The sequence below is a fragment of the Ancylobacter sp. FA202 genome, assembly GCF_000380205.1.
Lineage (GTDB): Bacteria > Pseudomonadota > Alphaproteobacteria > Rhizobiales > Xanthobacteraceae > Ancylobacter.
The window spans coordinates 1,757,537-1,771,669 of record NZ_KB904818.1 but is presented as its reverse complement, the minus strand read 5'-3'; the positions used below and the strand labels follow the sequence as shown (position 1 = coordinate 1,771,669).

The window sequence follows — 14,133 nt, the reverse complement described above, 5'->3', positions numbered from 1 at the left end:
TAAGGAGACCACCATGCTCGACCATCCCGCCCCGGCCAGCAACGCATTCGACAGCTGGGACCGCGACCACTTCTTCCATCCCTCCACCCATATGGGCCAGCACGCGCGTGGCGAGACGCCCAACCGCATCATCACCGGGGCGGAGGGGGTCTACATCGTCGACCGCGAGGGACGGCGCAGCCTCGATGCCTTTGGCGGGCTGTACTGCGTCAATGTCGGCTATGGCCGAAGCAAGATCACCGACGCCATAGCCGAGCAGGCGTCCAAGCTCGCCTATTACCACGCCTATGCCGGCCACGGCTCGGAGCCCTCGATCCGCCTCGCCCGCATGGTGATCGAGCGCGCGCCGGCCGGGATGAGCCGGGTGTTCTTCGGCCTGTCGGGCTCGGATGCCAACGAGACCAACATCAAGCTGGTCTGGTACATCAACAATGTGCTCGGCCGGCCGCAGAAGAAGAAGATCATCTCGCGCTGGCGCGGCTATCACGGCTCGGGCGTGATGACCGGCAGCCTCACTGGGCTCGCCGGCTTCCACAAGCTGTTCGATCTGCCGCGCGCCCCGATCCTGCACACCGAGGCGCCCTATTATTTCCGCCGGGAAGACCGCTCGATGAGCGAGGAGCAGTTCTCGCAGCATTGCGCCGACAGGCTGGAGGAGATGATCCTCACTGAGGGGGCGGACACCATCGCCGCCTTCATCGGCGAGCCGGTGCTCGGCACCGGCGGCATCGTGCCCCCGCCCGCCGGCTACTGGCCGAAGATCCAGGCGGTGCTGAAGAAATACGACATAATGCTGATCGCCGACGAGGTGGTGACCGGCTTCGGCCGGCTCGGCAGCATGTTCGGCTCGGATCACTACGGCATCGAGCCGGATCTCATCACCATCGCCAAGGGCCTTACCTCCGCCTATGCGCCGCTCTCCGGCGTCATCGTGTCGGAGAAGGTCTGGCGGGTGCTGGAGCAGGGCTCGGACGAGTTCGGTCCGATCGGCCATGGCTGGACCTATTCCTCGCACCCGCTCTGCACCGCGGCCGGCGTCGCCAATCTCGAACTGGTGGACGAGCTCGACCTCGTGACCAATGCCCGCGAGACCGGCGCCTATTTCAATGCGGCGCTGAAGGACGCGCTCAGTGGCCATCGCCATGTCGGCGAGGTGCGCGGAGAAGGCCTGCTGGCGGCGGTGGAGCTGGTGCGCGACCGTGACGACCGCACCTTCTTCGAGGCCAGCGAGAAGGTCGGCCCGCGCGTCGCCGCCGCAATGCTGGAGCGTGGCGTCATCGCCCGGGCCATGCCGCAGGGCGATATTCTCGGCTTCGCCCCGCCGTTGTGCCTGACGCGCGAGGAGGCCGACATCGTGGTCGACGCCACGCGCGGCGCCGTCGAGGCGGTCTGCGCGACCCTCGGCTGAGCGCGCGCGCGGGAAGCCGCGCGCGCCATGCGGCGCGGCTTCCCGCCGGCTCGCAGCCCTTTTTGATGCCGCCGGCCGCGCGCCGGCCTTTACGCCGGCGACCGTTCCGACCGGAAGGAATGGACGCGCTTCAATATGTTCAGAAACACCTTGATGCGCTGGCTGATCGGCCGCGCGGTGGAGAATATCGCGCATCCCTCGTGCTGATAGACCGGGCTGGTCTCCTCGATAGCGAGGTTGAACCTCCGCTTGATGAGATCCCCGTAGTGGGTCGGCAGCATGCCCTGGTAGAAGCCTGTCGCGACCATGGCGGCGACGGAATCGAGGCCGGCGGCGTTCGGGCCGCGATGGTAGCGGCCGGACCGGATCGCGTGCTCCACATAGGGGTGCTGGCGATAGACCAGAGGCAGGTTGGGTATCTTGGACGTGTCGACAAAATTGGCGACATAGACCCGGTGGATCTCGCGATAGATCGGCACGTGAAAGAAGTCGCGATCATCCGTGTACTTGCCGCGGATGACGAGGTCGACGCGGCCCTCATTTAGCGACTGCGCCAGTTCATTGAACGTCATCACCAGAATCTGCGGCTCCACCCCCGGCGCCTGACGCCGCATCTCGGTGAGGGCTTCGGGGAGCTTGCAATCGGGATGGGTGAGGGTGTGCTCGCCGATACCGATCGCGAGCCGGCCCGACAAGATGCCGTGCACGGCGTCGATCTCGGGGCGTATGCGTCCCAGTGCCTGGAAGGCGGCGGAGGCGAGGTCGAGCGCCACGTCCCCCTCCGGCGTCAGGCGAAAGCCGCTCCGCCCTCTTTCGCACAGCCTGACGCCGAGGCGCGCCTCCACCTCGCGGACATGGCGACTGATCGAGGGTTTCGACATGGCGAGCTTCTTCTCGGCCGCCGCAAACCCGCCCGCCTCCGCGACCGCGCAGAACACCCGCAGCGAGCGCAGGTCTCGCTCGTCGAAATCAAGCTTCATCATGCGCGATACATATCAAAAAACGAAACATAGGTCGCAAAAAAATCGCTTTTCGTGATGTGATGGCCTTCGTAAGGTTACGGCGCTCATAAGAATACCCGCGCCGAGTTCCCTGTAGGCCTCGACTTTGAGTCCGTTCATGCGGCTCGCGCACAAGCACAATCAGGAATGCGACGATGGCCCACACCCGAATCCGCAAGTTCAATACCAAAGTGACCTATCCCGAGCAGAGCATCGACAACGATCTTTGCCAGGCCGTCATCGCTCGCGGAACCACCGTCTACCTGCGTGGCCAGATCGGACAGGATCTCGATACGTCCGAATGCGTATGCATCGGCGACGTGGCGGGCCAGACCGAGCAGGCCATGAAGAATATCGACATGCTGCTGAAGGAATGCGGCAGCCAGCTCGATCATATCTGCAAGCTGACGATCTACATCTCCGATCCCCGCTACCGCGAGGACGTGTATCGGGTGGTCGGCCGCTGGCTGAAGGGTGTCTTCCCGGTGTCGACCGGCATTGTCGTCACCGCTTTCGCCCGCACCGAATATCTCGTCGAAGTGGACGCGACGGCCGTTATTCCGGACTGAGTGCCGCTCACACGCGGCTCCGGCCGGCCATGACGGTTTCGCGGGCGTCCCTGCGGAACCGTCCGACACCATCAACCTTCCAGCAATAAGGGTGTAGGCAATGACCGCACGTATTCTGTTCGCCGCCGCCATCGGCCTCATGGCGACGCTTGGCACCGTTCCCGCCGTCGCCGACGCGCTGGACGACATCATCGCCCGCAAGACCATCCGCGTCGCCGTGCCGACAGACTACCCCCCGTTCGGCTCGGTCGGCGCCGACATGCAGCCGCGCGGCATGGATATCGACGTCGCGAATCTGATCGGCGAGAAGCTCGGCGTGAAGGTCGAGCTTGTGCCGGTCACCGCGCCGAACCGCGTCGCCTATCTCCAGTCGGGCAAGACCGATCTCACCATCTCCTCGCTCGGAAAGACCGAGGAGCGGGCGAAAGTGATCGACTTCAGCATCGCCTATTCGCCCTTCTTCGACGCCGTGTTCGGCAAGAAGGAGCCGCCGGTCAAGGACTATGCCGACCTCTCCGATAAGACCATCTCGGTCACGCGCGGCTCGATGCAGGACAAGGAACTCGAAGACCTCGCGCCGAAGGCGGTGGTGAAGCGCTTCGAGGACAATAACAGCACCATCGCCGCGTTCATGTCCGGCCAGGTGGAGATGTTCGCCTCGGGCACCCCCGTCGCCGCGGCCATCAAGCGCCGAAACCCGGATCTCGATCTGGAGCTGAAGATCGTGCTGGCGAACTCCCCCTGCTATGTCGGCGTGGTGAAGGGCGAGACCAAGCTGCTCGACAAGGTCAACGCGATCATCCGCGAGGCGAAGGCCAGCGGCGAGATCGACCGGCTGTCGGTGAAGTGGCTCGGCGCCCCCGCCGGCGAGCTGCCCGAGTAATCAATCGTTGCGAAGGGCATTTGGTGCAGGCGGGTCGAGATGAGCCCCACTCCCCGCAATCCCTCGCGCCTTATGGCGGAGTGGGGCTCGGCCGCGCGCGCCGCCGACATTCCCGATCGCATCCGCGCCATCGCGCAGGCGTGCGTGATCGATACGGTCGGCGTTGCCCTCGCCGGCGCGGGCACGCCGGTGGCGGGCCTCGCCCGCCAGTTCGCGGTGCGCAACGCTGCGGCGGGCGTGTCGGAGATCTGGGGCGCGCCGGCCCGTTTGTCGGCCGTTGGCGCGGCCGCGTGCAACGCGACCGCCGCCCACGCGCTCGATTTCGACGATAATTGCTATGCCGGCTTCGTCCATGGCTCGGCCGTCATCGTCCCCGCCGCCATCGCTATCGCGCAGGAGACCGGCGCGACGGGGGCCGACCTCCTGACCGCGATCACGGTCGGCGCGGAGTGTGAATACGCGGTCGGTGCGGCCGCCGGCCAGGACCTCTACGACAAGGGATGGTGGACCACCGGCCTGCTAGGCCCGATCGGCGCGTGCGTCGCGGCCGGGCACCTTTTGAAGCTCGACGCGCGGCAGATGCGCGCCGGCATCGGGCTGGCCGTGGCCGGCGCGGGCGGCAGCAAAAGCTGCTTCGCCACCGACGCCAAAGCGCTCCTTGCCGGCGAGGCCAGCGCGGCGGGGCTGACATGGGCCCTTCTGGCGGCCAGTGGCGCCAGCGGGCCGGACGAGCCCTTCACCCATCGCAACGGATTCGCCGCGCTCCACACCGATGGCGTGTTCGACATGGCGGCTTTCGCCGACCTCGGCCGCTCCTGGCGGCTGGAGACACCCGGCATCGACATCAAGAAGTTCCCGATCTGCCTGTCCTCGCATGCGGCGGTCGACGTCGTGGCTGACATCAGGGCGCGCGAGGGCGTTTCAGTGGACGAGGTGGAGAGCGTCCTGTGCGATGTCCCGCCCGTCGTCGTGGCCAATCTGGCCTATGCCGCGCCTGATACCCCGCGCGAGGCGCAGTTCAGCATGGAGTTCGCGATCGCCGCGACCCTGTGCTTCGGCGCGCCGGGCGTCGAGCATCTGCGCGAGGATGTGCTCGCCAGCCCCGCCCTGCGCGCCCTGATGGCGCGCGTGCGGATGGTGAGCGGCCCGATGTGGAACGCCAAGCGACGCCGGGAAGCGCCCGAAGGGGCGTCGATCACCCTCGCCCTCCGGGATGGCCGCACCTATTCGGGCTACCAGACCCACGCGCTGGGCACCGCCGTCAATCCGGTGCCCCCGGCGCATCTGCGAACGAAATTCCTGCGCTGTGCCGAACCCACGCTCGGAAAGGCGGCCGCGCAGCGGCTGCTGCAGGCCTTTGAGGATCTCGATGCCGACATCCCGCTGCGTGATCTCCTGAACACGGCCCTGACAGGCTCACCGACACGGATGCCCGCCGCATGAACCTCTCCTCGTTCATCGATGTCTTCCACAGCTGGCCGAGCCTGCTGAACGGTCTGGTGATGACCGTGATGCTGACGCTGGTCTCCTCCTTCCTGGGCGTCGTGCTCGGCACCTTGTGCGCGTGGGGCAGCCTGCGGGGACCCAAGGCGCTTCGCTGGTTCATCCGTGGCTATGTCGAGTTCTTCCGCAACACGCCGTTTCTCGGCCAGATCTTCTTCATCTTCTTCGGCCTGCCGGCCCTTGGCCTGCGGCTGGATCCGGTGACGGCGGCGCTGGTCGCGCTGACGATCAACCTCACCGCCTATGCCTGCGAGATCATCCGCGCCGGCATTGAGGCGACGCCCGCCGGACAGTTCGAGGCCGCCAGCAGCCTGGGGCTGAAGCCGGCGCAGGCGTTCTTCCTCGTCATCCTTCCGCCCGCCTTCCAGCGGGTCTGGCCGGCCATGACCAGCCAGCTGGTGATCATCCTGCTGGCCTCGGCGCTGTGCAGCCAGATCTCCGTCGCCGAGCTATCCTATGAAGCCAACATGATCGCCAGCCGGACCTTCCGGAATTTCGAGGCCTATATCGTCGTCACGCTCATCTATCTCGGCCTCGCCGTCCTGTTCCGGGACATGCTGAGCTGGGTCGGGCGCCGCTTCGTCTACGGGGAATTTGCCACGGAGGCGCAGCGATGAACGACTTCACCACCTGGGACGTCTTTCGCAACCTGCTCGCCGCCGTGCCGTGGACGATCTACCTCTCGCTGATCGCGTTCACGGGGGGCGCCGCCGTCAGCCTCCTGCTGCTGTGCCTGCGCTTTGCGTTTCCGCGCGGCGCCGGCACCCCGGTGCGGCTCTATGTCCAGCTGTTTCAGGGAACGCCGCTGCTGATGCAGCTCTTCCTTGTCTATTTCGGCCTGGCGCTGATGGGCGTGCAGACGACGCCGCTGTTCGCCGCCAGCCTCTGCCTCTCGGTCTATAGCAGCGCCTATCTCACCGAGACCTGGTATGGCTGCGTCCTGGCCGTGCCGAAGGGGCAGTGGGAAGCCTCCTCCAGCCTCGGCCTCAAGCACTGGCAGCAGATGCTGCTGATCGTGCTGCCGCAGGCCCTGCGCCTCTCGGTGCCGCCGACGGTCGGCCTGATGGTGCAGATCGTCAAGAACACCTCGCTGGCCTCCATTGTCGGCTTTGTCGAGCTGACCCGCGCGAGCCAGATCATCGCCAACGCCACCTTCGAGCCGTTCCTCGCCTATGGCGCGGTGGCGTTCATCTATTTCGTCATCTGCTTCTCGATCTCGCTGTGCGGCAGGCATCTGGAAAAACGGATCCGGATCTGACCGCGCCCGGCGCGCCCTCGCGCCCTCGCGCCTGCCGACAGCCGCCCGATCGAACCGCAAAGGCACACGCTTCCCATGTCGAACCTCGCCCCGTCCGCCGCCCTCGCGCCCGCCATTCCCGCCTCCGCCTCCGCCTCCACAGGCGCGGCCATCGAACTGGTTGGGGTCAACAAATGGTATGGCGACTTCCATGTGCTGCGCGACATCAATCTCAAGGTGCATCGCGGCGAGCGCATCGTCATTTGCGGGCCTTCGGGCTCGGGCAAGTCGACGATGATCCGCTGCATCAACCGGCTGGAGGAGCACCAGCAGGGCTCGATCGTGGTCGACGGCATCGAGCTGACCAATGACCTCAAGCGGATCGACGAGATCCGCCGCGAGGTCGGCATGTGCTTCCAGCACTTCAACCTGTTCCCGCATCTCACCATTCTGGAAAATCTGACGCTGGCGCCGATCTGGGTCCGCAAGATGCCGAAGAAGGAGGCGGACGAGCTGGCGATGCACTTCCTCACCAAGGTGAAGATCCCCGAGCAGGCGCATAAATATCCCGGCCAGCTCTCCGGCGGCCAGCAGCAGCGTGTCGCCATCGCCCGCGCCTTGTGCATGAAGCCGAAGATCATGCTGTTCGACGAGCCGACCTCGGCGCTCGACCCGGAAATGGTCAAGGAAGTGCTGGAGACCATGGTGAGCCTGGCGGAAGAGGGCATGACCATGCTGTGCGTGACGCACGAGATGGGCTTCGCCCGCCAGGTGGCCAACCGGGTGATCTTCATGGATGCCGGGCAGATCATCGAGATGAACGAGCCGGAAGCGTTCTTCTCCAACCCGCAGCACGAGCGCACAAGGCTGTTCCTCAGCCAGATCCTGGGACACTGACGCACCCCGGCCCACCCGTCACGGACGGGCGGTGCCCGCCGGGGCTCGCCCGTCGCCTGCGCCCGACGCGACATTGACGACAAGGAAAACGTGCATGCCCCTGACCATCCCCGCCAAGGCCGAGCATCAGACCTTTCTCTATTCCGAGCCCTGCACCGACCTCGACGCGCTCCGCGCGGATATCGCCTATCTCGGCATCCCCTACGGCGAATCCTACACCTTCGGCGAGATCGCCAGCGACCAGAGCCGCGGCGCGCTGGCGATGCGCCGGGCGACGGGCCGGATTCTCCGCGCCATCGAGCGCTATGATTTCGACATTGGCGGCCCGCTCTACGACAATCGGCCGATTCGCGCGGTGGATTGCGGCGACGTCTATGCCGATCCGCGCGAGCTGAAGCAGCATCTCGCGCGCGCCGAGCAGGTGGTGCGCAAGATCGTGGCGTCAGGCGCGATGCCGATCATCCTCGGCGGCGACCATTCGATCCCGATCCCGGTGCTCAAGGCGCTCGACGACCAGGGACCGATCACCCTTATCCAGATCGACCAGCATCTCGACTGGCGCGAGGAGATCAACGGCGTCACGCACGGGCTCTCCAGCCCGATCCGCCGGGCGTCGGAAATGGACCATATCGGCGAGATCTTCCAGATCGGCCTCCACGCCAGCGGCAGCGGCCGGCAGGAGGAGTTCGATGCCGCCCGGGCCTATGGCGCGCATCTCATCTCCTCCTATGAACTCCATGAGCGTGGTATCCAGCACGTGCTCGACCGGATCCCCGCCGGGGGGCGCTACTACATCACCGTCGATCTCGACGCTTTCGAGCCCGGCATCGCGCCGGGGGTCGCCGCGCCCTGCGCCGGTGGCATGACCTTCATGCAGGCGAGAAGCCTGATCCATGGCCTGGTGAACAAGGGGCGCGTGGTTGGCATGGACGTGGTGGAAATCACCCCGGCCACCGACGTCAACGACATCACCTGCATCACCGCCGGCCGCCTGATCGTGAACCTCGTCGGCGCCGCCGTCCGGGCCAATTATTTCGGCACGAAATAGGCGTCCCTCCGCACATGAGGCGCGCGCCCTGGTGACGCCGCGCGCCTCCCGGCGACGCCCTGACACGCCCCTCGGGCCCGCTGGGCCACGCTCATTCCCGGATGCCGCTTCATGAATGTCGTGCAGATTCTCGAACGCCTGGTGAGCTTTCCCTCGGTCGTCGGCACCCCGAACGGTGCGATTGTCGACTGGATCGCCGGCTATCTGCAGAGCCATGCGGTCGAGGTGCGGGTCCTGCCGGGGCCGGAAGGCGACCGCGCTAATCTGTTCGCCACGCTGGGGCCGCGCGACCGGCCCGGCTACATCCTGTCGGGGCACATGGACGTGGTGCCCGCCGAGGAGGCGCAATGGCGCTCCGATCCGTTCACGCTCCGGTCGGAAGGCGACGCGCTCCACGGGCGCGGCACCAGCGACATGAAGGGGTTTCTCGCGGCGGTGCTCGCCAGCGTCCCGGCTCTCAAGGCCGGCCGGCTCGACCGCCCCCTCCATTTCGCCTTCTCCTATGATGAGGAGGCCGGGTGCCGCGGCGCGCCCCACCTCATTTCCCGCCTGCCGGAACTCTGCGCGCCGCCGCTCGGCGCCATCATCGGCGAGCCGAGCGGCATGAGGGGTGTGCGCGCCCATAAGGGCAAGGCGGCGGCCCGCATCCGCATCGAAGGCCGCGCCGGCCATTCCTCGCGTCCCGACCAGGGCATCAACGCCATCCACCTGATGGCCGAGGTGCTGGCAAAAGCCGTAGAGACGGCGCAGGCCCTGGCCGACGGACCGCAGGATCCGACCTTCGAGCCGCCTTATTCCTCGATGCAGATCGGCACGATCCGGGGCGGGCAGGCGCTCAACATCGTTCCCGACCTGTGCGTCGCCGATCTGGAGGCGCGCGCCATTCCCGGCCTTGCGCCGCGCGCGCTGCTCGAACCCGTCCACGCCGTCATCGGCTCGCTCGCCGCGCACGGGATCAACGCGACGTGGGAGACGCTGAGCGATTATCCCGCGCTCTCCCTTCCCGCCGATGCGCCGCTGGCCCTTCTGGTGGAAAGGCTGACGGGGAAACCGCCTCTGGCGGCCGTCAGCTATGGCACGGAAGCCGGGCTCTACCAGGAGGCGGGCATCGCCTCAATCATCTGCGGGCCGGGCGACATCGACCGCGCGCACAAGCCCAATGAGTTCATCCGCCTTGATGAACTGACATCCTGCCAGGCCTTTATCGAGGGGCTGGGGCAGGGCCTGTCCCCGGCGTGACGATCGCCCCACCGTCCGGCGCTGGCGGTATCGCCTGCCTCCGGCCGGGCAGGAACCTCGCCGCTTGGCCGGCCTACCTTTGATTGACTATAAACTATTGATATTGAAGAGCTATTTAAACTCACGTAAGTGTGAAGCCTCGCGATGAAAAACTCCCCATGCGGCGGATGAGGTTTCGACGCAGTGACTTGCGACCTGAAAATAGCGTTCGATGCCCATGGGCCGGAGCTGCGACGCTATCTCCGGTACCGTCTGGACGACGCGCACATGGCGTCCGATCTGGTGCAGGACACCTTCCTGCGGGTGATCGAGCGGCCCGAAACCCGCGTCGACGATGTCCGCGCCTATCTCTATACGATTGCCCGCAATCTCCTGCTGAATCACAAGAAGCAGGAAGCCCGCCGTCGCACCGACAGCGTGCCGCATGAATGGCTTGGCGATATCGCCGCCGATGCCCCGACCCCGGAAGATGCCGCCGATGCAAGGCTGCAGCTTGAGCGCCTGCAGCGCTTTGTCAGCGAATTGCCGGTGCGCACGCAGCAGATCTTCGTGCTCAACCGCGTCGATGGGCTGACCCATGTCGAGGTGGCGCGGGCGCTGTCGATTTCCGAAAGCTCGGTCCAGAAACATCTGGCCATGGCGATCCAGCACGTGACGCAGCGGCTGCGAACGCGCTAGACGGTCGATCCTTACGGGTTTTGGTCCCGTCGGTTGTCTTCCCCTTACGGTGGCACGGACGGCACGCTCAATGGATGACGACGTGAACGAGGATCGAGCGTCGGTGGCGGACCGGCACGCGGCGCAATGGGTCGCGCGCCTCGACGGCCGGCCGCTGGACGCTGCCGAGCGCGACGCCTTCCGCGACTGGCTGGAGGCGGACCCGGACCATCGCCTCGCCTTCGAGGAAGCACACAGCGCCTGGCGCAGCCTCGATCTGCTGCGCCGCGACCCCGGCCCGCTGCGCGCGCTGGCGCGTCCCAGCCGCCGGAAGCCCGTCCGTCGTGCCGGCATGGCCGGCATCATCGCCTTCCTTGCCCTCGGGCTGCTCGTCCTGCGCTACCAGATCGGCGATCCGTGGATCGCCCTTGCCGCCGACTGGCGCACCGCGCCGGGCCAGATCCGGCAGGTGACGCTGGAAGACGGCAGCCTTGTCGATCTCGGGCCGGACAGCGCCATCGCGGTGGAGTTCGGTGCCGAGGAGCGCCGTGTCACCCTGCTCGCCGGCGAAGCGTTCTTCCAGGTCCTGCCGCGCGCCGGCGCCGAGCGCCGTCCCTTCGTGGTCGAAGCCGGCCATGGCACCACGACCGCCCTCGGTACGCAGTTCCTGGTGGAGGGGCGCGCGGACGGCGCCCGGGTCACCGCCGTCGAGCACCGCATCGAAATCGCCCTCGCCCTGCCGGAGCGCGGCGACGAGCGCGTGGTGCTCTCGCCCGGCACGGCGGTGGAGTACGACCTGTCGCGCGGCCTCGGCCCGGTCGCCGCCAGCGATGTCGACGAGGCGACCGCCTGGCGCAAGGGCCTCCTGGTGTTCGATTCCGTGCCGCTAGAGGATGTCGTGCGCACGCTCAACCGCTACCGGCGCGGGCGCATCGTCATCGCCAATCCCCAACTCGCCCAGCGCCGGGTCAGCGGCGTGTTCGCCAGCCGCGATCTCGACGGCGTCATCCGCACCATCACGGCGGAACTCGGCGCCAGCGCCTCCTCGCTGCCGCCGCTGGTGACGGTGCTCTATTAGAGCGTTTTCGAGCGAAGTGGATACTGGTTCGCGTGAAGAAAACGCGACAAATCAAAGGATTAGATCATTTCACCGTTTCCATGAAACAGTGAAATGATCTAAGGCGGAAATTAGTTTTACGGGGTTTGCCCCTCCCGGTTGTCTTCCTCCCCAAGAGACGCATCGCGGACACGAGGGGATGGGCCGACATGGCTGGAACGACACAGTGGATGGGGGCTCCCGCGCGGCGCCAGGGGCTGGCGGCCGGTCTGGTGGCCGGGCTGCTCGCCTCGGTGGCGCTCCCCGGCTTTGCGCTGGCGCAGCAGCCCGCCGGCACGGCGTCCGCGCGCATCGCCTTCGACATTCCGGCGCAGGACCTCAATCGCGGCGTGCTGAAATTCGCCCAGCGCGCCGGGGTGCAGGTCTTCTATGACACCGCCAAGCTGGAGGGGCGCCGCTCCTCGGCGGTTTCCGGCACGCTGACCCCGCAGGAAGCGCTGTCGCGCCTGCTGGCCGGCACCGGCCTCGTCTACCGCTTCACCGCGCCGAACCAGGTGACGATCGTCGATCCCCGCGCCACCAGCGCGGTGGGCGCCAGCCCGGACGGGGCGATCGAACTCGGCACGATCGACGTGCAGGGCGATGGCGGCACAGTCGGCTATGTCGCGACCGAAAGCACCGTCGGCACCAAGACCGACACGCCGCTGATCGAGACGCCGCAGTCCATTTCCGTCGTTACCCGCGACGAGCTCGACGACCGCGACGTGCAGACGCTGACCCAGGCGGTGGCCTACACGCCGGGCGTGCGCACCGGCCAGGCCGGCTTCGACCCCCGCTACGACTCGTTCTCGATCCGTGGCTTCGACGCCACCTATACCGGCATCTATCGCGACGGGTTGCGCTGGCCGGGCGCCAACATGTCGGTGTTCAAGATCGAGCCCTATGGGGTGGAAAGCGTTACCGTGCTGCGCGGGCCGAGCTCGGCGCTCTACGGCCTCGGCTCGCCGGGCGGCCTCGTCGACGTCACCTCCAAGCGTCCCACCGAGGAGGCCTTCGGCGAGGTCGAGCTGCAGGGCGGCAATTACGACTGGTGGCAGGGCCAGTTCGATCTGGGCGGGCCGATCGACCCGGAGGGCGAGTTCCTCTACCGCCTGACCGGTCTGGTGCGCGATGCCGGCTCGCCGAACACGCTGGGCGGCGGCGTCAATGACATGACCTTCATCGCCCCGGCCGTGACCTGGAAGCCGAACGACCAGACCCGGATCACCTTCCTCGGCGAGTACCAGGAATCAGAGACCCCGGCCTCGCTGCCCTATTATCAATGGCAGGGCGCCAGCGGGACCTTCAGCCGGGCACCCGGCGACTATAACAGCCAGCCGCAGGAGCAGTGGAGGATTGGCTATCTCGCCGAGCACGACCTCAACGACGTCTTCACCCTCCGCCAGAATCTGCGCTACGGCCATGCCGACACCTCGGTGCGCTACACCAGCGTGTACCCCATCGATCCCGCCACCAACATTGCGCAGCGTGGCACCGGCTATGTGCATGATGTCCTCGACTCCTTCGTCATCGACAACCAGGTGCAGGCCGATTTCGTCACCGGCCCGGTAACGCACAAGCTGCTGGTCGGACTCGACTACACCTATCTTGAGCTTGACGGCGGCATCGGCTTCGGCACGGCGGCGGATTTCAACTTCAACACCGGCCAGCCGCTCGGCCCGACCTATGATCCCGATTTCAACTATGCCCGCTACCACCAGACCCAGAGCCAGACCGGCGTCTATGTGCAGGAACAGGCCAGTTTCGACCGCTGGATCCTGACGCTGACCGGCCGCTATGACTGGGTCGTCTCCACGGATGATGACCTTCTCGCCTACAGCACCGAGAACACCGACGACAGCAAGTTCACCGGCCGTGCCGGGCTGACCTATGTGTTCGACAACGGCATCGCCCCCTATGTGAGCTACGCCACCTCCTTCGCGCCGACGCTCGGCGTCGACGTCAATGGCAATGCCTTCGTCCCGACCACGGCGAAGCAGATCGAGGCCGGCGTGAAATACGCGCCGGCCGGCTTCGACGGCTATTTCGCCGCCGCGGTGTTCCAGATCAACCAGGAGAACGGGCTCGCCACCGACGACACCAATCCGCTGCTCCAGGTGCAGACCGGCGAGGTGCGGGCGCGCGGCTTCGAGCTTGAGGCGGTCGCCAATCTCGGCAATGGCCTCAAGCTGCGCGGCGCCTACACCTATCTCGACCTCACCAATGTCGATGGCGATGCGGAGACGATCGGGCTCACCCCGTCGGGCCAGCCGGAAAATTCCTTCGCCATCTGGGCGGACTACCAGTTCCAGGAGGGAAGCAAGCTGGCCGGCCTCGGCATCGGCGCGGGCGTGCGCTACACCGGCGCCACCTGGGGCGACTCGCTCAACACCTTCCAGAACAGCGCCTACACGCTGGTCGATGCCAAGCTGAGCTATGATTTCAGCTACCTCGCCCCCCGGCTCAAGGGCTGGAGCGCGCAGGTCAACGCCCAGAACCTGCTCGACGAAGAATACGTCACCTGCGACGCCGGCTATTGCTACATGGGCGCTCCGCGTACCGTCATCGCCGGCCTGAAATACCGCTGGTAGGGCA

13 protein-coding genes are annotated in these 14,133 nt (G+C 66.5%); 12 read left to right on the top strand and 1 reads right to left on the bottom strand.

The genetic code is table 11. The annotated features are described in order from the left end of the window. Positions 1-13 precede the first annotated feature (13 nt). Positions 14-1,408: an aspartate aminotransferase family protein gene (locus A3M1_RS0107985; protein ID WP_018388436.1), complete on the top strand. Its 1,395-nt coding sequence runs from the start codon at positions 14-16 to the stop codon at positions 1,406-1,408. 89 nt (positions 1,409-1,497) lie between these two features. Here the strand turns inward: A3M1_RS0107985 and A3M1_RS0107980 are convergent, their stop codons facing one another. Further along, positions 1,498-2,391, bottom strand: a complete 894-nt coding sequence (locus tag A3M1_RS0107980) for a LysR family transcriptional regulator (protein WP_018388435.1) — start codon at positions 2,389-2,391, stop codon at positions 1,498-1,500. A gap of 173 nt (positions 2,392-2,564) precedes the next feature. On the opposite strand from A3M1_RS0107980, the gene A3M1_RS0107975 reads away from it, so the two are divergent. The 11 genes from A3M1_RS0107975 to A3M1_RS0107925 all read left to right on the top strand — a co-directional run bounded on the left by A3M1_RS0107975 (position 2,565) and on the right by A3M1_RS0107925 (position 14,129). After that, entirely contained in the window at positions 2,565-2,978 is a 414-nt protein-coding gene (locus tag A3M1_RS0107975; protein ID WP_018388434.1) for a RidA family protein, read from the top strand. A 100-nt stretch (positions 2,979-3,078) separates the two neighbouring features. Continuing rightward, complete coding sequence (locus tag A3M1_RS0107970; RefSeq protein WP_018388433.1) at positions 3,079-3,861, top strand: transporter substrate-binding domain-containing protein; 783 nt, start codon at positions 3,079-3,081, stop codon at positions 3,859-3,861. 39 nt (positions 3,862-3,900) lie between these two features. Beyond that, positions 3,901-5,304, top strand: coding sequence for an MmgE/PrpD family protein (locus tag A3M1_RS0107965; RefSeq protein ID WP_245261613.1), 1,404 nt, complete (start codon positions 3,901-3,903; stop codon positions 5,302-5,304). Continuing rightward, positions 5,301-5,981, top strand: a complete 681-nt coding sequence (locus A3M1_RS0107960; protein WP_018388431.1) for an amino acid ABC transporter permease — start codon at positions 5,301-5,303, stop codon at positions 5,979-5,981. The genes A3M1_RS0107965 and A3M1_RS0107960 overlap by 4 nt, the downstream gene beginning before the upstream one ends. Then, positions 5,978-6,622: an amino acid ABC transporter permease gene (locus A3M1_RS0107955; RefSeq protein ID WP_018388430.1), complete on the top strand. Its 645-nt coding sequence runs from the start codon at positions 5,978-5,980 to the stop codon at positions 6,620-6,622. The genes A3M1_RS0107960 and A3M1_RS0107955 overlap by 4 nt, the downstream gene beginning before the upstream one ends. A gap of 75 nt (positions 6,623-6,697) precedes the next feature. Beyond that, positions 6,698-7,498 (top strand): amino acid ABC transporter ATP-binding protein, encoded by an 801-nt coding sequence (locus tag A3M1_RS0107950; protein ID WP_018388429.1) that lies wholly within the window; start codon positions 6,698-6,700, stop codon positions 7,496-7,498. Positions 7,499-7,592: 94 nt separating this feature from the next. After that, complete coding sequence (locus tag A3M1_RS0107945) at positions 7,593-8,546, top strand: agmatinase (RefSeq protein ID WP_018388428.1); 954 nt, start codon at positions 7,593-7,595, stop codon at positions 8,544-8,546. A gap of 111 nt (positions 8,547-8,657) precedes the next feature. Beyond that, positions 8,658-9,785 (top strand): acetylornithine deacetylase, encoded by a 1,128-nt coding sequence (gene argE / locus A3M1_RS0107940; RefSeq protein ID WP_018388427.1) that lies wholly within the window; start codon positions 8,658-8,660, stop codon positions 9,783-9,785. A 183-nt stretch (positions 9,786-9,968) separates the two neighbouring features. After that, positions 9,969-10,463 (top strand): RNA polymerase sigma factor, encoded by a 495-nt coding sequence (locus tag A3M1_RS0107935; RefSeq protein ID WP_018388426.1) that lies wholly within the window; start codon positions 9,969-9,971, stop codon positions 10,461-10,463. Positions 10,464-10,545: 82 nt separating this feature from the next. After that, positions 10,546-11,520 (top strand): FecR family protein, encoded by a 975-nt coding sequence (locus tag A3M1_RS0107930; RefSeq protein ID WP_245261612.1) that lies wholly within the window; start codon positions 10,546-10,548, stop codon positions 11,518-11,520. Positions 11,521-11,708: 188 nt separating this feature from the next. Continuing rightward, a complete protein-coding gene (locus A3M1_RS0107925) occupies positions 11,709-14,129 on the top strand; it encodes a TonB-dependent siderophore receptor (RefSeq protein WP_245261611.1) in 2,421 nt (806 codons plus the stop codon). The last annotated feature ends 4 nt before the right edge of the window (positions 14,130-14,133 follow it).